We start from the raw sequence: 23066 nt of genomic DNA on the forward strand, positions 1-23066 counted from the left end.
CAGTTCCTTGGAAATCGTCATGCATGCTTCCTTTCGAAGAAGCATGGACCGGATCGCTCATACACAGAAGATCTGACACTCTCCTGGCGTCATCTTCCGCTGACCATTGCGAGTATTCGGCCTTGGTGTAGCGGCTGGCATCCGCCTTGATCAGCGAAGCGTCCGCCCCAAAGCTCTCACCGCCCACGAGCCCCTCGACGATGCACCGCGCCAGCACTGCCTCGAAGAGCCGCCGGAACAGATCGCTCTCTCGGAACCGGCCATGCCGGTTCTTCGAGAAGGTCGAGTGGTCGGGCACCGCGTCGGTCAGATCGAGCCGGCAAAACCATCGATATGCCAGGTTGAGATGGACTTCCTCACAGAGACGCCGTTCCGACCGAATGCCAAAGGCATAGCCCACGATGAGCATCCGTATCATCAGCTCCGGATCGACCGAGGGGCGGCCAGTCGTGCTGTAGAATGGGGCGAGATGACGGCGCATGTCTCCGAGATCAACGAAGCGGTCAATGCCCCTGAGCAGATGGTCCGCCGGGACATGGTCTTCTATCGTGAACTCGTAGAACAGCGCGCCCTGCGAAACCTGCCTCGGCCCCATCATCGCCAGTTCTCCCATGCTTCAGGAGAATTGAATCAGCACCAGTGACGTCGCTCAAGCGGAGTTTTTCAACACCATCTCCGCCCTGCCGACCTTCATCCTCCGATGATGCTGCGCGATGGACGAATGGCCGGTCTAGTGAAGCTGCACCGCGGCGATCGGCAAGGGACTGAACGGCAGGTCAGGGCCGATCGCGACGGGCAAGCACATGCTGAAACGGCGAACTCACCCGACATCAACGCGGTCAATTGGGCTCAAACCGGTCATTCGCTGCACCCCGCGCGAACGGCCGCAGTCAGCTTAGCGTAGGATTCCACACTCTCCCGCAAACGACCCCTTATGAGTAGTCAGAAAGATAACCGGCAGGCCAATCTGACGCGCGGCATCCGCGTCGAGATCGCCAGCCTCGTCTACAACATCATCGAGGTCGTCGTATCCGTCACCGTGGGACTTCTGACCGGCAGCGCGGCACTGGTAAGCTGGGGTCTCGACAGCACGGTCGAAGCCACCTCAGCCGCGACGCTGATCTGGCGCTTGAAGGGGGAGAAGGACGGTGCCGGCAAGCGCACGGTCCTGCACCGCAAGAAGGTCGCGCTCTACGTGGTTGCCTGTGCCTTCTGGATCGTCGTCGCGGCGATCCTCTACGAGGCGGTCTCCGCCTTCATTTCGCAGAAGGCGCCGGGCTTCAACTGGTGGGGTATCGCGATTCTGGGTGCTTCGCTCGTGGTCAACCCGTTCCTCGCCTGGGGCAAGTATCGCTATGGCAAACGGCTCGATGCGCCCGCCCTGAAGTACGATGCCAAGGACACCATGATCTGCCAGTATCAGACAATCGTGGTGTTGGCCGGGATCGGTCTGACGCAATGGATGGGCTGGTGGTGGGCCGACCCGGTCGCGGCGCTTCTGATCGTGCCCTACGTTGCGTGGGAAGCGTTTGAGGCCACCAAGGATGCGCGGTCGGTCGAGCCGGAGGAGGCCGACGCTACTGCCGACGCCTGACGTTGCGCATGATGAACCGGGATTTAGGCATGGGCGGCAGTTCTTCGGTTTCCAGATCCAGATCCTGATCTGGCACTTCGTAGTCGATGGCGTTCACGAAGAAACTGCAAAACGCCTTCATCTGGCTGATCGCGATCCACTCGCCCGGACAACGGTGGTTCCTGTGGTGATCACCACCGCCCTGCGGAATGAAGTCGTAGGGGGTGACCTCCCGATCGTGAAACCGCTCGGGCCGGAACTCTTGCGGCGCGTCCCACGAGCGAGCGTCGGTATTTGTGCCGTAGAGGTCGAGCAGAACCCTGTACCCTTTGGAAAAGCGATATCCGCGCCACTCGAAATCACTCTTCACCCGTGCCGCGACCGCGGGAAAGAACGGATACAGACGGCGGACCTCTTGCACGAAAGGTTCGAGCTGTCCCTCGTCGTCCTTCAGCTTTTGCCGCCACTCGGGATGCCGATGCAGGGCATGCGCCGCCTGGGCGATGAACGCAGAGACGGCGACGATCGGGCGTACTACGTTCAGAAGCTCCACGGCGGCAACCTTGGAGCAGCTCCCCATTCAGATCGCGCCACGTCGCGACGACATGGGCGGCGCTTTCCTGTCCTGTCTGAAGGCTTCCGTCGCGCAGCCGTTCAATAATCCCGGCTGTCCAACGCTCTGCGCGATGCCGCGCCAGACGCGCACCCCAGTGCTTCCAGCCGACCGCCCCGGCGTCTTGGAAGAGCGCCGTCATCTGCGCCGTCCGCGTCTCGACCTCCGCTTCGGGAAGCGGCACGCCCGACCAGGCGCAGCAGCTCTGGTGAGGATTTCGCGCACTTCGTCGTAGAGAACGACCTTCTCCGCCGCTTGCCAGTCCCGTGCGTAGCGGTCCAACAGGTCCCGCGTCGTGTTTTCGAGAGCTTCGATCCGCTCCGACGCCATGAGTGACATAAACATCCGCTTCCGATGACGGTGGGCCTCGCCATCGAGCCCCTGGATGCCCTTTTCGCCGAGCAGGGTTCTCTGGATACGCTTCGGCATCGAGCCTGCGCGCACGAGCCCATCCTCGGAATAGAAGACCTCCGCAGCTGCGGCACCAGTCATGCAGATCGTCTTTTGAAAGAGGATGCGGGTCTCGAACAGGTCGCCCTCAAGATCGCGGCATGTGTCCGGAATGAACTCATATGGGTTGCGCAGCAGGGCAAGCGTGCTGTCGATGCCCTTTGCGGATGGAATGCTGGACATCGATTATTTCCCCGTAACGTTTTCTTCTCGGTGGTTACGTTCGGGCTTGTTCTGCGCCGAGCGGAAGCTGTCCCAGAACAGCAGGGCCGCACCGCAGAAAATCGCCACATCCGCAAGATTGAAGGACGGCCAGTGGTATGTTCCGTAATGGAAATCCAGAAAATCCGGGACGGCCTGATAACGCAGCCGGTCGAGGACATTGCCGAGCGCGCCGCCGATGATCAGACCGAGAGCGGCAGCCGTCAGCCTGTCCGGCGCGCGCCACAACCAGATCAGCAGCCATGCCACGATCACGCCAGCAAGCGCGATGAGACCCCACCAAGGCACGATCCCGCCCAGCATACCGAAGCTGACTCCATCGTTCAGAACCCGCACGAGATTGAGAAAGGGTAGAACCTCGACGCCGCGCTCAAGCGCCGGTGTGTTCAGCGCAAGCGCCTTGGTACCCTGATCGAGGCCGAACGCCGCGATCGCGCAGAGCCCGCCCAGAACGCGGCTGTTCATGCCGCTGCCTTCAGATCGGCCCGCGCATCGCGGATGATTGCCCAAGACGAGTGCAGGAACAGTCCGGCGATGCCGAAGGCGACGATGAGGTCCGGCCAGGCGCTGCCCAGCCACGCCACGAGACCGGCGGCAACGACAACCGCCGCATTGCCGATGGCGTCGTTGCGCGAGAATAGCCAGACGGCCCGCATGTTCGCGTCGCCCTTGCGGAACCGCAGCAGCGGCAGAACGGAGATGACGTTGACGACAAGGGCGATCATGCCAAGCAGGCCCATTAGACCTGCATCCGGCGTCGTCCGTTCGAAGACTCGCACGATGGTCGTGCCGAGGACGCCAAGGCCGAGCAGGCCGAGGAAGATGCCTTGGATCAAGGCCGACCGTGCCCGCCAGGCGAGGCTCCAGCCGATGGCCAGCAGGCCAAGGAAGGTGATCGCGCCGTCGCCGATGAAATCGAGCGCATCGGCCTTCACGGCCTGCGATCCGGAAATGAAACCGCCGATCATTTCGAGGACCCCGTATCCCACGTTCAGGATCACGACGATCCAGAGGGCACGGCGGTAGGCCGGGTCCTGATGGGCGGGATTCGGCGGAATGTCTTCATCGCCCTCGATCCGGTCGAAGCCATAGCCTGTCACCGCGACTGCCTTTTCGATGTCCGGCAGGCGCACTTCGGGTGCAGTCAGTGTCATGATGTGCGTCGCGGCCGACACTTTCACATCGCCGGGCGCGACCCCGGCTGCCTGTGCCGCCCGCTCGATCTGCGCGGCATCCTTGGCGCAATCCATACCGGAAACCCGGTAACGGACGGGCGGGACATCTGCCGTCGATCCGGCATTTTCGGTGTTGGCCATGGTCGCGCTATTCCTGCTAGGATGAATCGAAGAACAACATATCAGCGAGGAGTGATATGGCGCAATTGGTCGATGACCGCAAGAGCGCAACCATCGAGCGACGGGCGAAGCTGTTCCGCGGCTTCGCGGACCCGAGCCGCCTGGCCATCCTCGGTGCACTTTGCAACGAGCCATTGGCCGTTCACGAGATCGTCGAGCGGACCGAACTATCGCAACCCAACGTCTCCAACCATCTGAGGTGCCTGCTGGACTGCGGGCTTGTCGCCAGCGACCGCGAAGGGCGCTTCATCCGTTACCGTATCAGCAACCCGCGCATCACGGTCCTTCTGAACGATGTGGACGCACTTCTCGACGTGGTCGCAAAGGGTGTTGAGGCGTGTGACAATTATCGTGAGGCGTGAGTCAGAACGGACGGCCGGTCGACTCGGCGCAGATCGGTTGGAAAGATGTTGTCCGTGTGCAGGGTCCGACCGGAATCCTGCTGAGGTTCGACAAGCTGGCTTCGGAAGAGACACCATTCATGTATCACTGCCACATCCTCGAACACGAGGATGCGGGCATGATGGGGCAGTTTACGGTCACATAACAGGACCCCACCCGCTCGACACCGGGCGTCGTCAAGAGCTTACGTCTTCTTGCGGCGTTCTATCAGGTGCCGGTGTCGCCTTGTTGAAACGCATTACGGAGTATGTCTAGACCCGAACGGAGAACACCTCGCTAAGCTGCGGGTCCGCCGAAGCGGCCGTCCAGTCGCTCGGCAGCATTCGTCAAAAAGGGCTCGCTACCGACCTTCGCCGCGCCAAGCATGAACGGCAGCTCGGTATAATCCGCAAGGTTGTTGACCGAAGGCACACGGTAGATATTTGCGGTACTTGCAAGAGCGCTCGGTTATCCTTGGCTTGCCGTCGTCGATGGAGATGCCGCCGGGCTCGGCTACATCGCCAGGATCACCGCACGAAAGTTTTCCGCCGAGGAAATGGCTCGCCGCACCTTCTCGTTGCCGGCCGGTTATCTCGAACAGCAGCTCATAGCAGATGGACTGCAAAACGAACTGAAAGCAATTCTTGTCTCTTTTGGAAACGTAGGAGCAGCGGATTTTGACGATGCGACATTGATTGCGGCACTCGAGAACGACAAGAGCGGCTACGCAGCCGTCCTCGCAAAACAGTGCGCCGAGAACCCGGCGCTGGCGCAGCGCATGCCTGCATCATTCCGCAATGCAATCTTGGCATTGAGAGGCCTAACATGACCGATACCGCCCTCAACGTGGCATTGTCAGAACTGACCGAAGCACAAAGTATCGCTGTCGCTTGGCGCGATGGCCCGATGTTCGTTCTCGCCGGCCCCGGCTCCGGCAAGACCCGCGTCCTGACGACGCGGGTGGCCAAGCTGCTTGCCGATACGCCCGATCGTTCGTTCCGCGTGCTGGCTCTGACCTTCACCAACAAGGCGGCTGACGAAATGTCCGCGCGCGTCACTGCATTGGTACCTGAACAGGAACGGCGCGCTCTGATCGGGACCTTTCACTCCTTCTGCATGCAGATGCTGCAGCAGCACGGCTCCCACATTGGCATCAACCCTGATTTTGCAATCTACTCGCTCGACGTCGATCGCCAGGAAATTTTGCGCGACGCGATCAAACAGGCGGGCCTGAGCCAAAACGACGTTCGGCTTCTGTCTACCATTGACAAGCTTAAGTCGCAGCTTATCCAACCGACAGGCTCGGCCCGATACTTTCGTGATCCGTCCGATGGCGCACGGGTGGAGCAGGTATACACCGCATACGAGGCGGCGCTCACCCAAGCCAATGCCCTAGATTTTGGTTCGCTCATCGCCCAGGCCTATCGCCTTGTCACAGACTTCCCCGGCATCGCCGGACGCTATCGCAAGACCTATGCCTACTGGATGTTCGACGAGTTTCAGGACACTACCGATGGGCAGTACCGACTAATCCGCGCGCTCGCCGGCAAGGATTTCAGGAATGTCTTCGCCGTCGCCGACGATGACCAGATCATCTACCAGTGGAACGGCGCGAGCTACCAACAGATCCAGCGGTTCCGAGCCGACTTTTCCCCGCAGGAACTGCAGCTTCCCACAAACTACCGTTGTCCGCCCGCAATTGTTGCCGCCGCGAACCATCTTGTGGTCCATAATCTGCAACGCACGGCCGCCAAGCAGCCGCTGGAGGCGGGCAAGACCTCGCTGAAATATCGCGATGAACAGCACATCCGCGTCCTACGCTATTCCACCGACGAGGTGGAAGCCGCGTCGATTGCGGAAGGCATCGCCAAAATCGACCGCGCTCGATGGGGTGAAGTCGCGGTACTGGCCCGTACGCGCTACATGCTAGAAAAGCTTCAATCCGCGCTGACGCAGAAGCAGGTCAGTGCGGTCATTTCTCAGCGCCGCGATGATTTCCGATCACCTCAGTTCCTGTGGCTCACTGCCGTACTTCGCCAAGCGCTGCGCCCGCTTGATCGGCGTGCGCTGGAAACCCTGACCGGCGCTTTCAATCGTTGGTTTGGCACTGACGCCCGTGTCGATCTCATCATCACCGCCACCGAATTGACGGAACGCTCCCTGCTCGATGAATGGGCGGTAGCGGTCAAAGCCGGACTGGGTGATGATGTCAATGGCAACGCTCTCGTCGATGTAGCTGCAACCTTCGCAAAGGAGCCCGCGCGGTTCAGGCAGTTTGTTGACGCAGTCCTCGCCATGATCCCGGCGCAGGACGATGAAGCCAGTGACATTGCAGAAGACCGGGCGGCTTGGTCCGATCTTGTGAGAAGTATCGGCAAAACCATCGGCCGCGATGCGCCACTTGAACAGTTTCTCCAGGAACTGGCCATCCGCTCAAAGGAAGCCCCAGTCGGCAGCAATACCGTGACCCTTATGACGATCCACGGCGCCAAGGGGAAGGAGTTCGATCATGTTTATGTGGTCGGACTGGCGGAGGACATCTTGCCGAGCTTTCAAAGCCTGAAGGCGGGCGAGAACAGCGCTGAAATGGAAGAGGAGCGGCGCAACTGCTTCGTGGCTATCACGCGTGCGCGAGAGTGGCTCTGCCTCTCCTATGCAGACAACTATCGGGGATGGAACAAGCAACCGTCACGTTTTCTACGCGAGATGGGTTTCGTGTTGCCCGATCAACCAGCGCAATGAAGCTCTGATCAGTCCAGCACCAAGTGGTTGGCCTGCTGGACACTGATGACGAACCCACGAATGTCCGCCCCCGTCATTGCACCACGCCTCCGGCGCAGAAGCAGCGAAAGCCCGCCTTTTCGCCCCTGCTGGTCGAGCTTGCTGCAGTGCAGCCGATTACCGCGCCTCAGCAGCGAACGGCAACTTGGTCCGCAAGGTCGCAATGTTCATCGAATCAGCCGGCTTGTGTTGAGCGACTCCCCCGCGCCGCGCCGCCTTGGCCCTGAGTAGCATCACCGCCATTCTCCTGTATTTGCACGCCACACTACTACGACGGTCGAAACTTGTTGAAACGGCCGCTTTGGGGTCTCTTTTAGTCATCCCCATCCGGGGAACTCTCGCCTCCCCGGTGGAACGGGGACGAGATGGCAGGCATCAACCACAATCAGGCAACGGTGGACCGCGGCGCGCGCATGCTCCGAACGGCGCTCGGGCCTGCCATCTCAGCCCTGCTGCAAGACCCGTCGGTCGTCGAGGTCATGCTGAACCCCGATGGCCGGATCTGGGTGGACCGGCTGTCCGAGGGACTGGCCGATACGGGCGAGATACTGTCGGCTGCCGATGGTGAGCGCATCGTGCGGCTGGTCGCCCACCATGTCGGTGTGGAAGTGCATGCCCGCAGCCCCCGCGTCTCGGCCGAACTGCCGGAGACCGGCGAGCGCTTCGAGGGCCTGCTGCCGCCGGTCGTCGCCGCACCCGCCTTCGCCATCCGCAAGCCCGCCGTCACGGTCTTCACACTCGACGACTACGTGGCGGCCGGCATCATGTCCGCCGGTCAAGCGGAAACGCTCCGCGCCGCCGTCCAGTCGCGTGCGAACATCCTCGTCGCCGGTGGCACGTCCACCGGCAAGACCACGCTGACCAATGCGCTGCTGGCCGAGGTGGCCAAGACGCAGGATCGCGTCGTCATCATCGAGGACACCCGCGAGCTGCAATGCGCGGCACCCAACCTTGTCGCCATGCGGACCAAGGATGGCGTTGCCACTCTGTCCGATCTGGTCCGTTCCTCGCTGCGGCTGCGTCCCGACCGTATTCCGATCGGTGAGGTGCGTGGCGCCGAGGCGCTCGATCTCCTCAAAGCCTGGGGCACCGGGCACCCCGGAGGGATCGGCACCATCCATGCCGGTTCCGGCATCGGCGCGCTTCGCCGCCTCGAACAATTGATCCAGGAAGCCGTCGTCACCGTCCCGCGCGCCATGATCGCCGAAACCATCGACCTCGTGGCCGTCCTTGCCGGTCGCGGTTCCGCACGGCGGCTTGTCGAACTCGCCCGCGTCGATGGTCTCGGTCCCGACGGCGACTACCGGATTTTCCCCGCCTTTTCAGAACCCGGCACCACTCGCAACACTGGAGAACCTGCATGATCCGTCGCGCCTTCCGCATCCGTCACCATATCGCAACCGCCGCCGCCTTCGCCTGGGTGAGCCTGATGACATCCCCGGCCTTTGCCTCCGGCTCTTCGATGCCCTGGGAAGCGCCGTTGCAATCCATCCTCGAATCCGTCGAAGGGCCGGTGGCGAAAATCGTGGCGGTGATTATCATCATCGTCACAGGCCTGACGTTGGCTTTCGGCGACACCGGCGGCGGCTTCAGGCGACTGATCCAGATCGTCTTCGGCATCTCCATCGCCTTCGCCGCCAGCTCCTTCTTCCTCTCGTTCTTCAGCTTCGGCGGCGGAGCGCTGGTCTGATGGCCGTGAGTTTCGAGGCGCTCGACGCGGTGCCGGGCTTCGCTGTCCCGGTCCACCGCGCCCTGACCGAGCCGATCCTGCTCGGTGGGGCGCCGCGATCCGTCGCGATCCTGAACGGCACGCTGGCCGGGGCAGTCGGCCTCGGCCTCCAGCTCTGGCTCGCCGGCATCCTGATCTGGGCGGTCGGTCACATCGCCGCCGTCTGGGCCGCCAAGCGCGATCCGCTCTTCGTCGAGGTCGCGCGCCGCCATCTGCGCATCCCCGGCCATCTCTCGGTGTGAGGTTTGATCCATGATGAATCTCGCAGAATACCGCCGCACCGCTTCCCGCCTGGCCGATTATCTGCCCTGGGTGGCGCTGGTCGGGGAGGGAGTTGTCCTCAACAAGGATGGCTCGTTTCAGCGGACGGCGAAGTTTCGTGGCCCCGATCTGGATTCCGCCGTCGCGGCCGAACTGGTTGCGGTCGCGGGACGGCTGAACAACGCCTTCCGCCGTCTCGGCTCTGGCTGGGCCATTTTCGTGGAAGCACAGCGTTCGGAGGCCGCAACCTATCCTGCGGACCGCTTCCCCGATCCCGCCTCGGCATTGGTCGATGCCGAGCGCAAGGCCGATTTCGAGGAAGAGGGCAGCCATTTCGTCTCCGGTTACTTCCTGACCTTCCTCTGGCTCCCGCCCGCCGAAGATGCCGCACGATCGGAGTCCTGGCTTTACGAGGGCCGCGAGACCTCGGGCGTGAACCCGTGGGAGCTGGTGCGCGGCTTCATCGACCGCACCGACCGCGTGCTGGCGCTGCTCGACGGCTTCATGCCGGAATGTAGCTGGCTCGATGACGCCGGCACGCTGACCTACCTCCATTCCACCATCTCGACCAATCGGCATCGCGTCCGCGTGCCGGAAGTGCCGATGTATCTCGACGCTCTGCTGGCCGATCAGCCGCTGACCGGCGGGCTGGAGCCGCGCCTGGGCTTGTCGCATCTCCGGGTGCTGACGATCACCGGCTTTCCCGGCACGACCACCCCCGGCCTCCTCGACGAGATGAACCGGCTGGCCTTTCCCTACCGATGGTCCACCCGCGCCATCCTCATGGACAAGACCGACGCGACCCGGCTGCTGACCAAAATCCGCCGGCAATGGTTCGCCAAGCGCAAGAGCATCGCGGCGATCATCAAGGAGGTGATGACCAACGAGCAATCCGCGCTCGTGGACACCGATGCCGCGAACAAGGCCGCCGACGCGGATATGGCGTTGCAGGAACTCGGCGCCGACATGGCCGGCATGGCCTATGTCACGGCGACCGTCACCGTCTGGGGCGAGGACGCCCGCCGCGCCGACGAAAAGCTGCGGCTGGTCGAGAAGATCATCCAGTCCCGCGATTTCAGCGTCATGGTCGAGACGGTCAATGCCGTCGACGCCTGGCTCGGCAGCCTGCCTGGACATGCCTATGCCAATGTCCGCCAGCCCCCGGTCTCGACGCTCAACCTTGCCCACATGGTCCCTTCGTCCGCCGTGTGGGCGGGGCCGGAACGGGACGATCACTTTGGCGCACCCCCGCTGCTTTACGGCAGGACCGAAGGATCGACCCCGTTCCGGCTGTCCCTTCATGTCGGCGACGTGGGCCATACACTCGTCGTCGGACCGACCGGCGCCGGCAAGTCGGTGCTGCTGGCGCTGATGGCCTTACAGTTCCGCCGCTACGCGCGCTCACAGGTCTTCGCCTTCGATTTCGGCGGCTCCATCCGTGCCTCCGCACTCGCTATGCAGGGTGATTGGCATGATCTCGGCGGCGAACTGACCGACGCTTCCGAAACGTCTGTTTCGCTGCAACCGCTGGCCCGCATCCACGAGACTGCCGATCGGGCCTGGGCTGCCGATTGGATCGTGGCAATCCTGATGCGCGAGAATATCCAGATCACGCCCGAGGTGAAGGAGCATCTCTGGACGGCGCTGACCTCGCTGGCGTCCGCTCCGGTCGGAGAGCGCACCATCACCGGCCTCGCCGTGCTGCTGCAATCCAATGACCTGAAACAGGCGCTGCGCTCTTATTGTGTCGGTGGTCCCTATGGACGCCTTCTCGATGCCGAGACCGAGCATCTTGGCTCTGCCGACGTGCAGGCGTTCGAGATCGAGGGTCTGGTCGGCACCGGCGCAGCGCCGGCGGTTCTGTCCTACCTGTTCCATCGCATCGGTGACAGGTTGGACGGGCGGCCCACGCTGCTGATTATCGACGAGGGCTGGCTGGCGCTCGATGACGAAGGGTTTGCAGACCAGCTCAGGGAGTGGCTCAAGACCCTGCGCAAGAAGAACGCCAGTGTCATCTTCGCCACGCAGTCGCTGTCCGACATTGATAATTCCGCCATCGCGCCGGCGATCATCGAAAGCTGCCCGACGCGGCTCCTCTTGCCGAACGAGCGCGCCATCGAGCCGCAGATCACGGCGATCTATCGCCGCTTCGGCCTCAACGACAGGCAGATCGAAATCCTCGCGCGGGCCACGCCCAAGCGGGACTACTACTGCCAGTCGCGGCGCGGCAACCGCTTGTTCGACCTTGGCTTGTCGGAAGTCGGATTGGCGCTCTGCGCCGCATCGGCCAAATCCGATCAGACGCTGATAAACGAGATCCTTGCCGAACATGGCCGCGACGGGTTCCTCTCCGCCTGGCTTCACGCACGCGGCGTCGAATGGGCCGCCGATCTCATCCCTGACCTCACCAATCTCGTAACCGAAAACGAAATCCCGCCGCCGACAGTCGCTGACGTCGGCGAAATCGAACTCATCCTGGATGAAGAGGAGATTACACCATGACGCGCGCAATTCCCCGGTTCACCCGAATGGTCAGCACTTCGGCGCTTGCCCTGGCGCTTGCCGCACCGCTGGCGCTGGCCCCGGTGTTCACGACGCCGGCCCACGCCTTCTTTGGCGGGTTCGGCAGGATCGTCTACGACCCGACCAACCATGCCGAGAACCTGCTGACCGCCGCCCGCACGCTGGAGCAGATCAACAACCAGATCACCTCGCTCCAGAACGAGGCGCAGATGCTGATCAACCAGGCCCGCAACCTTGCGAGCCTGCCCTACAGTTCGCTTCAGGCGCTTCAGCAGAACGTCCAGCGCACCCAGCAGCTTCTCGGACAGGCCCAGAATATCGCCTTCGACGTGCAGAACATCGACCAGATGTTCCAGCAGGATTACGGCAATCTCTCTCTCGCAACCACCGACCAGCAGCTCATCGCCGATGCCCGGTCCCGCTGGGAGAATACCGTTGGGGGTCTTCAGGACGCCATGCGGGTGCAGGCCGGTGTCGTCGGTAACATCGACACTAACCGGGCTGAGATGTCCGCGCTCGTCGGCGAAAGCCAGGGCGCGACCGGCGCGCTTCAGGCCACTCAGGCCGGCAACCAGCTTCTCGCCCTCCAGTCGCAGCAGCTTTCCGACCTGATCGCGGTCATCTCGGCCAATGGCCGGGCCGAGGCCCTCACGGAGGCCGAACGCGCGACCGCCGCCGAGCAGGGCCGCATCCAGCGCGAGCGGTTCCTCAACCCGGGTTCGGGCTACCAGCCCGGCAACGCGCAGATGTTCAACTGAGCCGGGGAGGGCAGATCATGGAAGGGAAGGTGCTGGTCCGGATTGCCGCCATCGTGTTCGTCGCCGTCGCGATCACCGCGGCGATCATCGAGATGACCCGCGAGGAAGCCCCCGCGCCAGCACCTTCCGCTCCTGCGCTTTCGCGTCAGGTCGATCCCCTGCGCGAAGGGCAGCGCCGCTGTCAGGAGATGGGAGAGGCGGCAGCCAATGATGCCGCCTGCCTGGGCATCTGGGCCGAGACCCGCGACCGGTTTCTCGGCCGGACACCCGCGCCGTCGACGCCTGGCCCGGATGAGGGGCGATAATCATGGGCGGGACGGGGGTCATCGACAATTTTCTCGGCATCTTCACCGGCTACATCGACTCGGGCTTTGGCCTGCTCGGCGGTGAGGTTGCCTTTATTGCCACGACGCTCATCGTCATCGACGTGACGCTCGCCGCCCTGTTCTGGGCCTGGGGCGCCGACGACGACATCATCGCGCGCCTGGTGAAGAAGACGATCTTCGTCGGCGTCTTCGCCTATATCATCGCCAACTGGAACAATCTCGCCCGCATCGTCTTCGAGAGCTTCGCCGGCCTCGGCCTCATGGCCTCGGGCACGGGGTTTTCTGCCGCCGATCTCCTGCGCCCTGGCCGCGTCGCCCAGATCGGCCTCGATGCCGGGCGCCCGCTGCTCGAATCCATTTCCGATCTCATGGGCTGGATCGCGGTCTTTGAAAACCTCGTGCAGATCCTCTGCCTGTTCTTCGCCTGGGCACTGGTGATCCTCGCCTTCTTCATCCTGGCGATCCAGCTCTTCGTCACCCTGATCGAGTTCAAGCTGACGACGCTTGCAGGCTTCGTGCTGATCCCCTTCGGTCTCTTCGGCAAGACCGCCTTCATGGCTGAAAGGGTCCTGGGCAATGTCGTCTCATCCGGCATCAAGGTGCTGGTGTTGACCGTCATCATCGGCATCGGCTCGACGCTCTTCGGCCAATTCACTGCAGGCTTCGGCGGTGCGACCCCGACCATTGACGACGCCATGGCCATCGTGCTGGCCGCCCTTTCTCTTCTCGGCCTCGGTATCTTCGGTCCCGGTATCGCCACCGGCCTCGTCTCGGGCGGCCCGCAACTCAGCGCAGGGGCGGCGGTTGGAACCGGCCTCGCGGTCGGCGGTGCTGCTGTCGCGGGCGGTGGCGTGACCATGCTTGCGGCGCGTGGTGGCGGTGCCGCACTTTCGGGCGGTGCTGCACTTGCCCGCGGCGGGGCCTCGGCCGCCGGTGCGGCCTCGTCGGCCTATACGCTCAGTTCCATGGGCGGGTCCGGTGCAGCCGGTGTCGCGTCCGGCCTTGGTGGCGTGGCGCGCACCGGAGCATCCGCAGCCATCTCGCCCCTCAAGCGTGCCGCGTCTCGCTCCGCCGACAGTATGAAATCCAGCTATTCCGACGGCGCAAAAGCGGGGTTCGCGGCGTCCGGCGGCAGCTCCTCAATGGGCACGATCGGCGGCGCCCCATCGCCTGATCCGTCAACGCCCTCAGCCGCAGATAGCCCGCCGGCCTGGGCGCAGAACATGCGCCGCAGCCGGGCGATGAGCCATGGCGTCACCGCTGCCGCCCATGCCGTCCGGTCCGGCGACAGCCATGGTGGCGGCTCCTCCGTCAGCCTTTCCGAAAGTAACCGCACATGAACATCTTCAAACGACCGACGACCCATTACGGCAAGATGCCGGAACCCGAAACGCCCTATCAGCGCGCCGCGCAGGTCTGGGACGACCGCATCGGCTCGGCCCGGGTCCAGGCAAGGAACTGGCGCTACATGGCGTTCGGCTCCTTGATCCTCGCGGCAGGTTTCGCCGGCGCTCTTGTCTGGCAATCGGCGCGTGGGAGCATCGTGCCATGGGTCGTTCAGGTGGACAATCTCGGCCAGGCGCAAGCCGTCGCGCCGGCAGCAGCCGATTATCGGCCGACCGACCCGCAGATCGCCTTTCACCTCGGCCGTTTCATCGAACAGGTGCGCGCGCTCCCGGCCGACGCCATCGTCGTCCGCCAGAACTGGCTCAGGGCTTACGAGTTCACCACCGACCGGGGCGCGGCCGCATTGAACGACTATGCCCGCTCCAACGATCCCTTCACGCGCGTCGGCCGCCAGCAGGTAGCCGTCGAAGTATCGAGCATCATCCGGGCGTCGCCGGACAGTTTCCGTGTGGCCTGGTCTGAGCGGCACTACGAGAACGGCCAACTCTCCACCACCGAGCGATGGACCGCGATCCTGACGGTCGTGATCCAGACCCCGCGCAATGCCGAGCGGCTGCGCTCCAATCCCCTCGGAATCTATGTCAACGCGATCAACTGGTCGCGGGAGATGAGCCAATGACCGCCACGACTTTCCGCAAAGCCGGGCTTCCGGTTTTCCGCAAACCCGCCTTCGCGGCTTTGCTGCTTTCCGCCACCATGCTGGCCGGCTGCGCCACCAACCGGACGCCGCAGTTCAGCTACGACGCCGATGTGCCGCCGGTGCCGACCGTGCAGGCCGCCGCAGCCGACACAACGCCCCGGCCGCTGCACGTCCCGCCCGCCTGGACTGTGGCGCGGGGCGGCGAGGCTGCCGGCACGGCGACGGCCCGCGTCGAGAACGCCAATGCCGCCGCCCGCGTCGAGCCGCGCCGGGAAGGCTACTATAATGCCATCCAGATTTATCCCTGGTCGGAAGGCGCGCTCTATCAGGTCTATGCCGCAGTCGGGCAAATCACCACCATCGCGCTGGAGCCGGGCGAAAGCCTGACCGGCGCGGGGCCGATTGCCGCCGGAGACACCACCCGCTGGATCATCGGTGACACGGAGAGCGGCAGCGGCCCGACCCGCCGGGTGCATGTGCTGGTGAAGCCGACCCGACCGGACATTTCGACCAACCTCGTCATCACCACCGACCGGCGCATCTACATGATCGAACTCCGCGCCCGCGAAGCTCTCTATATGCCTGCCGTGGCATGGGCGTATCCGACACCACCGCCGGGAAGCCGCGTGACCACGCCCTCAGCCCCCGTCATCCCGGCCGAGACCGCGCGCAACTATCGTTACGGCTTGCAGGTGCAGGGCAGCAGCCCGCCATGGCGGCCGGTTTCCGTCTTCGACGACGGCAGGCGCGTCTATGTCGTCTTCCCGCGTGGCATCGTGCAGGGAGAGATGCCGCCTCTGTTCGTCCTTGGATCGGACGGCGAACCGCAGATCGTCAATTCCCGCATCCATCGGAACGTCCTGATCGTGGACCGCCTGTTCGGCGCAGCGGAACTTCGCCTCGGCAGCGGCGACCGCCAGCAGGTCGTCAGGATCGTCCGCGTCGAGCAGACGCGGGCCGCAGCCCAGCCAGCCGGTGCGACCACGGGAGGATCACCCTCATGAGCGATACCGACACCGCAGCCCCCATGCGGTTGCGCGCCGAGCCGCCCCGCGTCACCCGCCTGTCCCGCAAGGTGCTGGCAGGCGCCGGAGCCGTTGCCCTTCTCGGCATTGGCGGGGCACTGATCTACGCTCTCCAGACCCGCGATGCCGGGCCGGGCGGCGGCGAACTCTATTCGACCGAGAACCGCCCCACAGCAGATGGGCTTGCCGGCCTGCCGCGCGACTATACCGGCCCGGTCCTGGGACCGGCGTTGCCGGGCGATCTCGGTCGCCCGATACTTGAGGCGCAGAATCGGGGGCAGCCGGTCGCGCCACCGACCATCACGGCGCCCGCCGTTGATCCAGATGAGCAGCGTCGTCTCGCCGAGGAAGAAGCCGCTCGTCTGAGCGGCGTGTTCTTCCAGTCTGGCCCGCGGGCTGGAGCGACGCCGGGAACGACCATGCCCGGCCTCGCGGGTCTCGATCTCGGTGGTCAGGCTCCAGCGCAGGATCGCCATACCGCTTTTCTCAACGGGCCTGTGGACCGGCAAACCGTCGCCCCGGATCGCGTCGCACCACCGGCATCGCCCTATATCCTTCAGGCCGGGGCGGTGATCCCGGCGGCGCTTATCACCGGCATCCGTTCCGATCTGCCCGGCCAGATCACGGCCCAAGTGACCGAGAACGTCTATGACAGCCCGACCGGCAGCTTGTTGCTGATCCCGCAGGGAACGCGCATCATCGGCCAATATGATGACGGTGTGACCTTCGGCCAGCGCCGCGTCCTGTTGGTCTGGAATCGCCTGATCCTGCCCGGCGGCCGCTCCATCGTCCTGGAGCGCCTGCCGGGTGCGGACGCTTCCGGTTACGCCGGGCTTGAGGATGGCGTGGATTACCACTGGTGGGATCTGATGCGGGCCGCTGGCCTCTCGACCTTGCTTGCGGTCGGTGCGGAATTGGCCAGCAGCGACGAGGATCGACTGATCCGCGCCATACGCGACGGGGCGCAGGATACCATCAACCAGGCGGGTCAGCAGATCGTCCAGCGCCAGTTGCAGGTCGTACCGACACTGACGATCCGTCCTGGCTACCCGGTCAGGATCATCGTCACCCGCGATCTGGTATTCGAGCCGGCAGGAGGTTGACCATGACAAAGCTGAAACTCGGCCCGCTCCCCGACGACAAGCCCGTGAAGGTGACGGTGGAACTGCCCGCGTCGCTTCACCGCGATCTGGTCGCCTATGCCGAGGTACTGGCCCGCGAGACCGGCCAGCCCACCGCCGATCCCGTCAGGCTGATCGTACCGATGTTGGAGCGGTTCATCGCCACGGATCGTGGCTTTGCAAAGGCGCGAAAGATCCGCTCATGACGTGATCGGGTGTTTGGCCGGGCCGGTTGCCGCGATCATCTCCATGAGCGCGTCTATCACGCTCTGCGTCGAGTCCCACTTCGCCGCGTGGTCCAGCAGGCGGTTCTGAATGTTCAGACTGACCGCTCCATGGATCGTTGACCAGAACATGAAGCCGTAGCGTTGCAGGTCAGCACCCGGCAAGTAACCATGCTCCTGAGATGAGCGCAGGCCTGTCAGCAGCAGACTCAGGACCTGACGACCCGCTTCGCTTGACCACGGATCATCGCTCACCCCAAGCTTCGGGGGCGGTGAGAACATCAGCCGGTACAGAGTGGGGTTCTCCAGGGCGAAGCGCGCATAGGCATAGCTGCCATCGCGCAAATAGCCGAACGGATCGCCTCGCATCTGTTCGAAAACCGCGAACTTCTCGTTGTAGAGGCGTCCAAATCCTTCGTCGCGCGCCGCGCGCAGTAAAGCATTCTTGTTGCGGAAATGGCCGTAAAGGGCCGGCGCCGTGCAGCCCACGGCCTGTGCCACCGAGGTCAGTGGAACATCGAAGTCGCCTTGCTGTGCCAGCAGACGGATCGTTTCCTCGACCGCACGGCGAGCAATATCAAGTTCCTGCTCTTTTCGGGGGCGAGCCATCGAGATCCCTGTTGCGACTGTCCGCTGAAACTGAATACGATTTATTTTTTTCGTTGACGGAGCCGATGTCAAGCAGCACCATCTGGGAACTGAATGGTATTAAGTTTGAGGTGTGGAGGACGGCAGATGGTCGCGTATGAACCTGGCCATCACGGCACGCACCATCGCCTTCGCTGGCAGGCCGCGACCGAGCGCTGGCCAGAAGACGACTGCGGTTCGGGATGATGTGCCATGCCTATGCACCGAAACAGGGACGCCCCATCTGGTAGCTCCGTCCTCGCGCGTATTGTCGAGGGCAGCGCTGGTAAGAGCACAATCCGGTTGCGCCAGTTGCGGCATTTCCTTGCTGCGGCCGACCACGGGAGCTTCCGCAAGGCTGCAATCGCCTTGGACATCAATGAATCATCGGTCAGCCGCCAGATCCGCGACCTTGAGGATGAATTGGGTGCCTCACTATTCATACGACATTCGGGCGGGGTGCGGCTGACGGTCGCCGGGCAGGAGTTTCTGCGCAGCGCCCGGCATGCTCTTCGGCAGATCGACATCGGCGTGACCAAGGTTGCCGCGGTCGGTCGGGCTGACCAGGGACTGCTCAAGGTCGGGATATTTTCTTCGCTGGCGTCGGGATTTCTGTTTAACCTCCTGCGACGGTTCGGGACGCGCCATCCGACCGTTCAGGTCGATCTTATAGATGGAAATCCGTCCGAGCACGTCGCTGCCGTCCGGCAGTTGGATCTGGACATCGCTTTCATAACCGGAACGGCACCCTGGGATGGCTGCGAAACGGAGCATCTCTGGTGCGAACGGGTCTTCGTGGTGCTGCCTGCTGGCCATCCCTTGGCCGCCAAAGCCGAACTCGAATGGCCTGATCTGACAGGTGAACGCTTCATCGTGAGCGATGTCGCACCGGGCCAGGAGATCCACGACTATCTGATTGCTCACCTTGCCGGTCTCGGTCATCACCCTGACATTCAATCCCAGCATGTGGGCCGCGACAATATCCTGTCGCTGGTAGCTGTCGGTCGGGGGCTAACGCTGACAAGCGAAGCCACCACCGTTGGGCAGTTTCCGGGGATCGCCTTCCGGCAACTGGCGGATGAAGTGCTGCCCTTCAGCATGGTCTGGTCGGATAGAAACGATAATCCGGCCTGCAGGCGCCTGTTGAGCATGGCTCGAGCGATGGGGAAAACCTCGTCAGCATTACAACCGAACGCCTGAGGGGACATCGTCGCTTTCCAAATGTGTGCCTCCGTTGCGATTCCTCTCATACAGCACCACTTTCAGCGCCGACGGGAAGCCTCAGTTCCGCAGGATGCGTGGCACAAGAACTCCTGCGTTCCCCCCACCGAACGAAATTCGGCGGAAGTCGCGGGCTTCAGGAACCGCAGTTTCGATTATGGCGTGCGGCTATCCACTGGCTGAGCGCCTTCACCTCGGCAGCGCTGAAGCCCGTGGCCATCGCATCGGCAACGCGCTGCATCATCGCCCGATCATCCGGGCCGGTCGACTTTGCGGGCCAGGATGATCGGAAATGCCCACAGGCATAACTGAACCCGGCCGCCCAGTCCCGCATGGCCATCTGGCTTCGCGCGGACATCGCCGCTGAAAACTCCGCAGCCTCTTTCGCTTGGTCCAAGCAGGCGTTCGCGCGCATCAGGATCAGATCGGCGAAGCGCTGGATACTATCCGACGTGAGGTTGCCAATGGCGCTGCCGAGGATCTCGGGTAGCCACCTGTTCGGCGCGATCACCTTCGGCGCGATGGTGGCCGACATCAGGAACCCGTCGATCCAGTCCGCCGTGATCGCCGAGCCTTTCACGAGGCGCGCCAGTTCGCCCTTCCGCTCCGGCTTTGGCGCATCTGCCTCCGCCTCTTCCACCCATTCCTCAAGCGTGGCGTCCTGATCCACGTCCGGATCGTCGAACACCCACGCCTCGATTGTCTGGTCGTGGACATCGGCCATGACCGGGATCTTCTTCAGATCGCGTCCTTCGAGGAGCGCCATTGCCGTGGCCGTGAAGCTGGCGGCGTCCGGGTGGTCGCTTGCGGCCAGCACATCTGCCGCCCGCGCGACAAGCCGCGCCCAGAAGTCGCGCCGGGTCTCGAGCCATCGCCAGAGCGCCGCGTCCAGCGCGCGCGGGTTGTGGCGGCCCTCGAGCACCTCATGCGCATGATCACTTTCCTCGAACCAACTCTGGACGATCTCATGGCGATCCCACCAGCCCTCGCTGGCATTGATCAGCTTGCCTTGCGCCGGAGCCGAGAGACCGCGTATGCGTTCCGCGACGGGCAGCGCCGCGATCAGGGCCTCGGTCGTGACCGCTTCCGGCCGCAGCTTATCGAGGCCGCAAAGTTCCGCCACCTCGATGAGGCCCGCGGCCGGGGGCAACCCTGCTGCAAGGCCATCGGCCAGCGCCATGGCGAGGCTGCCTTCGAGCCAGGAGAGGGGCACCTTGACCGCGCCGGTCTCCTGGCTGATGCGGCTTAACAGCGCCTTCTGTTCGTTCGCCGATTTGCAGGGCACGGTGTAGGCGTCCTTGACCCCGTGGCCCTGCTTGAAGAGCAGCATCGCGGTCTTGCGGCTGCCGCCCGACTGCAGCGCGATCATGAGGCTTTGCGCGCCGCCGCCATCGGGCAGTGTGGCCATGACCGAATGGATAGTCCACGGCTTGGCTGACGCGCCGGTCGCCAGACCCGACCGCATGGCGAGTTTCAATGCCTTGTCCACCGAGGCGCGGGCCTCGTCCTGAGGCATCCAGCTGCGCAGGATCACCATCTTGCCCGCTATCTCCTGCGAGAGCGTGCCTGTCGCGGCGCGTTCGCCCAAGGCGTGCGCCGCCGCAGCGCGGATCTGCGCTGACGGATCGAGCAGCCAGAAACATGCCAGCTTCGCGTGGATCGGCTCCGATCGTCCAACCGACCATGCAATGACATGCTGACGCATTGCCGACGGCATTGCTGGGAACGTCTCGGTCAGCGCTGCATGCAGCGCGAGCGCATCGCCTTCGGTCTGCTCGATCAGACTGCGGAACAGATCTTCCAGCGCCGCCTCCGCCGCGACACGATCCTGCGGGGCAGGACTAGGCGCTGCGAGCATCATATCGGCGGCAGAAACCTCCAGAGATGTGGGTGCGGGCAGTCCGTTCGTGGTCCATGCGCTTGCAAGGAGCAGGCGGTGGAAGGGGCTCAGGCGCCCCTGGCCAGAAGCCAGTTCGACCGCATCTGCCACGGCCTCTAGAAAGGTATCACCTCGCTTCTTTCGGTTCTCCCTAGCGATACGTGCGGCATCCAGTGCCGATGCCAGCAATTCGGTGAGTGGCTCCAGCTCCGGGGCACTCTCCTTCGTGGCGCAGAGCTTCGCGACCAGACGGCCACCCAATGCTGGCCGATGCAGCATCGAAAAACTTGCGCGGTCGAGAACCTCGCCGCGCGCACTATCATCGTCCTGCAGCCGCGACAGTTCCGCCAATGCTGTCTCGATCGGTCCTTCCGACACGTATCCCCACTTTCTGAATCGCGCCCTTATATTTTTCGCAGCCTATTCGCCGGCCGTGGGATTGTCACCGACGCGAGCACTGAGAGCGGCACTTATTGGCCCAGAACAGGTCCGACCCGTCGTCGTTGGCCACAGGTCCAGACCGGAACATCGATGCTGACGCGACGGTGACCACAAGTTATGGTGCCCCATGACCTTTGCCTTCTACGATCTGGAGACGGGTCGTGTCTCGGAAGTGGTAGAAATTGGATGGCGGCGTAATCTCCGGGTGAACTGACACCCACCCAGCCGGCGGCTGCAACCGCCAGGGAGATCACGCCATGAAGCAGAATACCGACAGCTCGTCCTTTTCGCTACTGCCCGACGCAGGCGGGTATGATCCGATCGAGGACCGCCTGCGGGCGAATGTCCGGGCCACCATTGAGGCCATGTTCGAAGAGGAACTGGCCGACTTTCTTGGACGGCTTCGTTACGGCCGCGGCAACGAGCGGGCCAAGGGCTACCGCCACGGGCATCGCGATCGGCAGCTGACCGGCACATTCGGCACTGAGACGGTGCGGGTTCCTCGTTCCCGGATCGAGAACGAAGCCGGCAAGATCACCGAATGGCGCTCGAAGGCACTGCCCCGCTACAGGCGGCTGACAAAGAAGGCCGAGGCCCTGATCGCGGCGGTCTACCTGGCCGGCACCAACACGCGCCGGGTCAAGCGGGCGCTGTTCGGACTGTTCGAGGGGGCGGTGAGCAAGGACGTGGTCAGCCGGGCCTGGCGCAAGGTGAAGGTCGATTGGGACGCGTGGTCCACCCGCGACCTGGCCGAGGAGGATATCGTGCGGCTCATCCTCGACGGCACCGTCATAAAGACCCGGCTGGACCGCAAGGCCACCAACATCTCGGTGCTGGCGGCGATCGGCGTGCGGCGCGACGGACAAAAGGTGCTCCTCTCAATCAGGAACATGGGCGGCGAAAGCACGGCTGCCTGGAGCCAATTCCTCGCCGATCTGGACGCGCGGGGCCTGAGGCGGCCCGAGTTCGTGATCGTTGACGGCGCCCCCGGCCTTGAAGCCGCGCTTGTGGCACTCTGGGGCGGGGACCTGCCCATCCAGCGCTGCACGGTTCACAAGCACCGCAACCTGCTCGGCCACGCCCCAAAGCGCCTGCATGACGAGCTGAGCGAAGACTACCGCGACATGATCTACGCCGACAGCGCCGCCGAGATCGAGACGCGCCGCAAGGCCTTCCTCCGCAAGTGGAAGCTCAAGTGCCGGGCCGTTGCCGATAGCCTCGAGGAGGCCGGCGATCGCCTCTTCAGCTTCACCCGCCTCGATCCGTCGCAATGGAAATCCGCACGGACCACCAACGCCATTGAGCGTCTGAACGAGGAGTTCCGCCGCCGCATCAAGACCCAGACCGTGCTGCCCTGCGCCGAGACCGTGCCGATGCTGCTCTGGGCGCTCTTGGCGTCAGGGCAGATCCAGATGCGGAAGGTTGACGGCTGGGAAACTCTTTCTCAGCCGCTCGAGCCGATGTCCCTTGACCTCGCGGCCTGACTGGAGCCATCGTTACATGCCCGGA

24 protein-coding genes and 1 pseudogene are annotated in these 23066 nt (G+C 63.7%); 18 read left to right on the top strand and 7 right to left on the bottom strand.

The annotated features are described in order from the left end of the window. Positions 1-130: 130 nt before the first annotated feature. A pseudogene (locus NBE95_RS13965) lies at positions 131-598 on the bottom strand (transposase); the annotation flags it as partial. Positions 599-934: 336 nt separating this feature from the next. On the opposite strand from NBE95_RS13965, the gene NBE95_RS13970 reads away from it, so the two are divergent. After that, positions 935-1594, top strand: coding sequence for a cation transporter (locus NBE95_RS13970; RefSeq protein WP_082379096.1), 660 nt, complete (start codon positions 935-937; stop codon positions 1592-1594). On the opposite strand, the gene NBE95_RS13975 is transcribed toward NBE95_RS13970, so the two are convergent. The 4 genes from NBE95_RS13975 to NBE95_RS13990 form a co-directional block, all read right to left on the bottom strand. Next, positions 1578-2126, bottom strand: coding sequence for a cytochrome P450 (locus NBE95_RS13975; protein ID WP_289894895.1), 549 nt, complete (start codon positions 2124-2126; stop codon positions 1578-1580). The genes NBE95_RS13970 and NBE95_RS13975 overlap by 17 nt on opposite strands. A gap of 198 nt (positions 2127-2324) precedes the next feature. After that, positions 2325-2819 carry a hypothetical protein gene (locus NBE95_RS13980; RefSeq protein ID WP_289894896.1) on the bottom strand — a complete coding sequence of 165 codons (495 nt, stop codon included), beginning with the start codon at positions 2817-2819 and terminating at the stop codon, positions 2325-2327. A 3-nt stretch (positions 2820-2822) separates the two neighbouring features. Further along, positions 2823-3323 (bottom strand): signal peptidase II, encoded by a 501-nt coding sequence (gene lspA, locus NBE95_RS13985; protein ID WP_009807499.1) that lies wholly within the window; start codon positions 3321-3323, stop codon positions 2823-2825. After that, positions 3320-4174 (bottom strand): cation transporter, encoded by an 855-nt coding sequence (locus NBE95_RS13990; RefSeq protein WP_036708216.1) that lies wholly within the window; start codon positions 4172-4174, stop codon positions 3320-3322. Before NBE95_RS13990 ends, lspA begins: the two co-directional genes overlap by 4 nt. A 56-nt stretch (positions 4175-4230) precedes the next feature. On the opposite strand from NBE95_RS13990, the gene NBE95_RS13995 reads away from it, so the two are divergent. The 15 genes from NBE95_RS13995 to NBE95_RS14065 all read left to right on the top strand — a co-directional run bounded on the left by NBE95_RS13995 (position 4231) and on the right by NBE95_RS14065 (position 17371). Continuing rightward, positions 4231-4575 (top strand): metalloregulator ArsR/SmtB family transcription factor, encoded by a 345-nt coding sequence (locus NBE95_RS13995; RefSeq protein WP_035746440.1) that lies wholly within the window; start codon positions 4231-4233, stop codon positions 4573-4575. 56 nt (positions 4576-4631) lie between these two features. After that, entirely contained in the window at positions 4632-4760 is a 129-nt protein-coding gene (locus NBE95_RS14000; RefSeq protein WP_164194636.1) for a multicopper oxidase domain-containing protein, read from the top strand. Positions 4761-5150: 390 nt separating this feature from the next. Next, positions 5151-5423, top strand: a complete 273-nt coding sequence (locus NBE95_RS14005) for a hypothetical protein (RefSeq protein WP_035746443.1) — start codon at positions 5151-5153, stop codon at positions 5421-5423. Then, the gene (locus NBE95_RS14010; protein ID WP_035746445.1) at positions 5420-7336 is read left to right on the top strand and encodes an ATP-dependent helicase; all 1917 of its coding nucleotides are present in this window, start codon (positions 5420-5422) and stop codon (positions 7334-7336) included. Before NBE95_RS14005 ends, NBE95_RS14010 begins: the two co-directional genes overlap by 4 nt. A gap of 404 nt (positions 7337-7740) precedes the next feature. Then, complete coding sequence (gene trbB, locus NBE95_RS14015) at positions 7741-8739, top strand: P-type conjugative transfer ATPase TrbB (protein WP_035746447.1); 999 nt, start codon at positions 7741-7743, stop codon at positions 8737-8739. After that, positions 8736-9065 carry a TrbC/VirB2 family protein gene (locus NBE95_RS14020; RefSeq protein WP_035746450.1) on the top strand — a complete coding sequence of 110 codons (330 nt, stop codon included), beginning with the start codon at positions 8736-8738 and terminating at the stop codon, positions 9063-9065. The genes trbB and NBE95_RS14020 overlap by 4 nt, the downstream gene beginning before the upstream one ends. Continuing rightward, positions 9065-9346: a VirB3 family type IV secretion system protein gene (locus NBE95_RS14025; protein WP_035746452.1), complete on the top strand. Its 282-nt coding sequence runs from the start codon at positions 9065-9067 to the stop codon at positions 9344-9346. Before NBE95_RS14020 ends, NBE95_RS14025 begins: the two co-directional genes overlap by 1 nt. Positions 9347-9356: 10 nt before the next feature. Next, positions 9357-11867 carry a conjugal transfer protein TrbE gene (gene trbE, locus NBE95_RS14030; RefSeq protein WP_143794970.1) on the top strand — a complete coding sequence of 837 codons (2511 nt, stop codon included), beginning with the start codon at positions 9357-9359 and terminating at the stop codon, positions 11865-11867. After that, positions 11864-12646 carry a P-type conjugative transfer protein TrbJ gene (trbJ, locus tag NBE95_RS14035; RefSeq protein ID WP_143794969.1) on the top strand — a complete coding sequence of 261 codons (783 nt, stop codon included), beginning with the start codon at positions 11864-11866 and terminating at the stop codon, positions 12644-12646. The genes trbE and trbJ overlap by 4 nt, the downstream gene beginning before the upstream one ends. A gap of 17 nt (positions 12647-12663) precedes the next feature. After that, positions 12664-12951, top strand: a complete 288-nt coding sequence (gene trbK-alt, locus NBE95_RS14040) for a putative entry exclusion protein TrbK-alt (protein WP_143794968.1) — start codon at positions 12664-12666, stop codon at positions 12949-12951. 2 nt (positions 12952-12953) lie between these two features. After that, complete coding sequence (trbL, locus tag NBE95_RS14045) at positions 12954-14312, top strand: P-type conjugative transfer protein TrbL (RefSeq protein ID WP_143794967.1); 1359 nt, start codon at positions 12954-12956, stop codon at positions 14310-14312. Next, on the top strand, positions 14309-14998 hold the full coding sequence (trbF, locus tag NBE95_RS14050; protein ID WP_035746461.1) for a conjugal transfer protein TrbF: 690 nt from the start codon (positions 14309-14311) through the stop codon (positions 14996-14998). Before trbL ends, trbF begins: the two co-directional genes overlap by 4 nt. Next, positions 14995-16023, top strand: a complete 1029-nt coding sequence (trbG, locus tag NBE95_RS14055) for a P-type conjugative transfer protein TrbG (protein ID WP_035746463.1) — start codon at positions 14995-14997, stop codon at positions 16021-16023. Before trbF ends, trbG begins: the two co-directional genes overlap by 4 nt. After that, on the top strand, positions 16020-17147 hold the full coding sequence (locus NBE95_RS14060; RefSeq protein ID WP_143794966.1) for a TrbI/VirB10 family protein: 1128 nt from the start codon (positions 16020-16022) through the stop codon (positions 17145-17147). The genes trbG and NBE95_RS14060 overlap by 4 nt, the downstream gene beginning before the upstream one ends. 2 nt (positions 17148-17149) lie before the next feature. Beyond that, positions 17150-17371 carry a DUF2274 domain-containing protein gene (locus NBE95_RS14065; protein WP_035746465.1) on the top strand — a complete coding sequence of 74 codons (222 nt, stop codon included), beginning with the start codon at positions 17150-17152 and terminating at the stop codon, positions 17369-17371. Here NBE95_RS14065 and NBE95_RS14070 read toward each other — a convergent pair. After that, the gene (locus NBE95_RS14070) at positions 17366-17998 is read right to left on the bottom strand and encodes a TetR/AcrR family transcriptional regulator (protein WP_143794965.1); all 633 of its coding nucleotides are present in this window, start codon (positions 17996-17998) and stop codon (positions 17366-17368) included. The two genes, NBE95_RS14065 and NBE95_RS14070, sit on opposite strands and share 6 nt — an antisense overlap. 330 nt (positions 17999-18328) lie before the next feature. Between NBE95_RS14070 and NBE95_RS14075 the strand changes: the two genes are divergently transcribed. Further along, positions 18329-19216, top strand: a complete 888-nt coding sequence (locus NBE95_RS14075; protein ID WP_289894897.1) for a LysR family transcriptional regulator — start codon at positions 18329-18331, stop codon at positions 19214-19216. Positions 19217-19373: 157 nt separating this feature from the next. Here the strand turns inward: NBE95_RS14075 and NBE95_RS14080 are convergent, their stop codons facing one another. Next, entirely contained in the window at positions 19374-21494 is a 2121-nt protein-coding gene (locus tag NBE95_RS14080; protein WP_143794963.1) for a UPF0149 family protein, read from the bottom strand. A gap of 320 nt (positions 21495-21814) precedes the next feature. Between NBE95_RS14080 and NBE95_RS14085 the strand changes: the two genes are divergently transcribed. Next, a complete protein-coding gene (locus tag NBE95_RS14085) occupies positions 21815-23041 on the top strand; it encodes an IS256 family transposase (protein ID WP_289894898.1) in 1227 nt (408 codons plus the stop codon). Positions 23042-23066 lie beyond the last annotated feature (25 nt).

The sequence above is a fragment of the Paracoccus sp. TOH genome, assembly GCF_030388245.1.
GTDB classification, from domain to species: Bacteria; Pseudomonadota; Alphaproteobacteria; order Rhodobacterales; family Rhodobacteraceae; genus Paracoccus; species Paracoccus simplex.

Coding starts and splice junctions, on each gene's coding strand:
- NBE95_RS13970 (WP_082379096.1), top strand. CDS start 935: ATGAGTAGTCAGAAAGATAACCGGCAGGCCAATCTGACGCGCGGCATC.
- NBE95_RS13980 (WP_289894896.1), bottom strand. CDS start 2,819: ATGTCCAGCATTCCATCCGCAAAGGGCATCGACAGCACGCTTGCCCTG.
- lspA (WP_009807499.1), bottom strand. CDS start 3,323: ATGAACAGCCGCGTTCTGGGCGGGCTCTGCGCGATCGCGGCGTTCGGC.
- NBE95_RS13990 (WP_036708216.1), bottom strand. CDS start 4,174: ATGGCCAACACCGAAAATGCCGGATCGACGGCAGATGTCCCGCCCGTC.
- NBE95_RS13995 (WP_035746440.1), top strand. CDS start 4,231: ATGGCGCAATTGGTCGATGACCGCAAGAGCGCAACCATCGAGCGACGG.
- NBE95_RS14005 (WP_035746443.1), top strand. CDS start 5,151: ATGGCTCGCCGCACCTTCTCGTTGCCGGCCGGTTATCTCGAACAGCAG.
- NBE95_RS14010 (WP_035746445.1), top strand. CDS start 5,420: ATGACCGATACCGCCCTCAACGTGGCATTGTCAGAACTGACCGAAGCA.
- trbB (WP_035746447.1), top strand. CDS start 7,741: ATGGCAGGCATCAACCACAATCAGGCAACGGTGGACCGCGGCGCGCGC.
- NBE95_RS14020 (WP_035746450.1), top strand. CDS start 8,736: ATGATCCGTCGCGCCTTCCGCATCCGTCACCATATCGCAACCGCCGCC.
- NBE95_RS14025 (WP_035746452.1), top strand. CDS start 9,065: ATGGCCGTGAGTTTCGAGGCGCTCGACGCGGTGCCGGGCTTCGCTGTC.
- trbE (WP_143794970.1), top strand. CDS start 9,357: ATGATGAATCTCGCAGAATACCGCCGCACCGCTTCCCGCCTGGCCGAT.
- trbJ (WP_143794969.1), top strand. CDS start 11,864: ATGACGCGCGCAATTCCCCGGTTCACCCGAATGGTCAGCACTTCGGCG.
- trbK-alt (WP_143794968.1), top strand. CDS start 12,664: ATGGAAGGGAAGGTGCTGGTCCGGATTGCCGCCATCGTGTTCGTCGCC.
- trbL (WP_143794967.1), top strand. CDS start 12,954: ATGGGCGGGACGGGGGTCATCGACAATTTTCTCGGCATCTTCACCGGC.
- trbF (WP_035746461.1), top strand. CDS start 14,309: ATGAACATCTTCAAACGACCGACGACCCATTACGGCAAGATGCCGGAA.
- trbG (WP_035746463.1), top strand. CDS start 14,995: ATGACCGCCACGACTTTCCGCAAAGCCGGGCTTCCGGTTTTCCGCAAA.
- NBE95_RS14060 (WP_143794966.1), top strand. CDS start 16,020: ATGAGCGATACCGACACCGCAGCCCCCATGCGGTTGCGCGCCGAGCCG.
- NBE95_RS14065 (WP_035746465.1), top strand. CDS start 17,150: ATGACAAAGCTGAAACTCGGCCCGCTCCCCGACGACAAGCCCGTGAAG.
- NBE95_RS14070 (WP_143794965.1), bottom strand. CDS start 17,998: ATGGCTCGCCCCCGAAAAGAGCAGGAACTTGATATTGCTCGCCGTGCG.
- NBE95_RS14085 (WP_289894898.1), top strand. CDS start 21,815: ATGAAGCAGAATACCGACAGCTCGTCCTTTTCGCTACTGCCCGACGCA.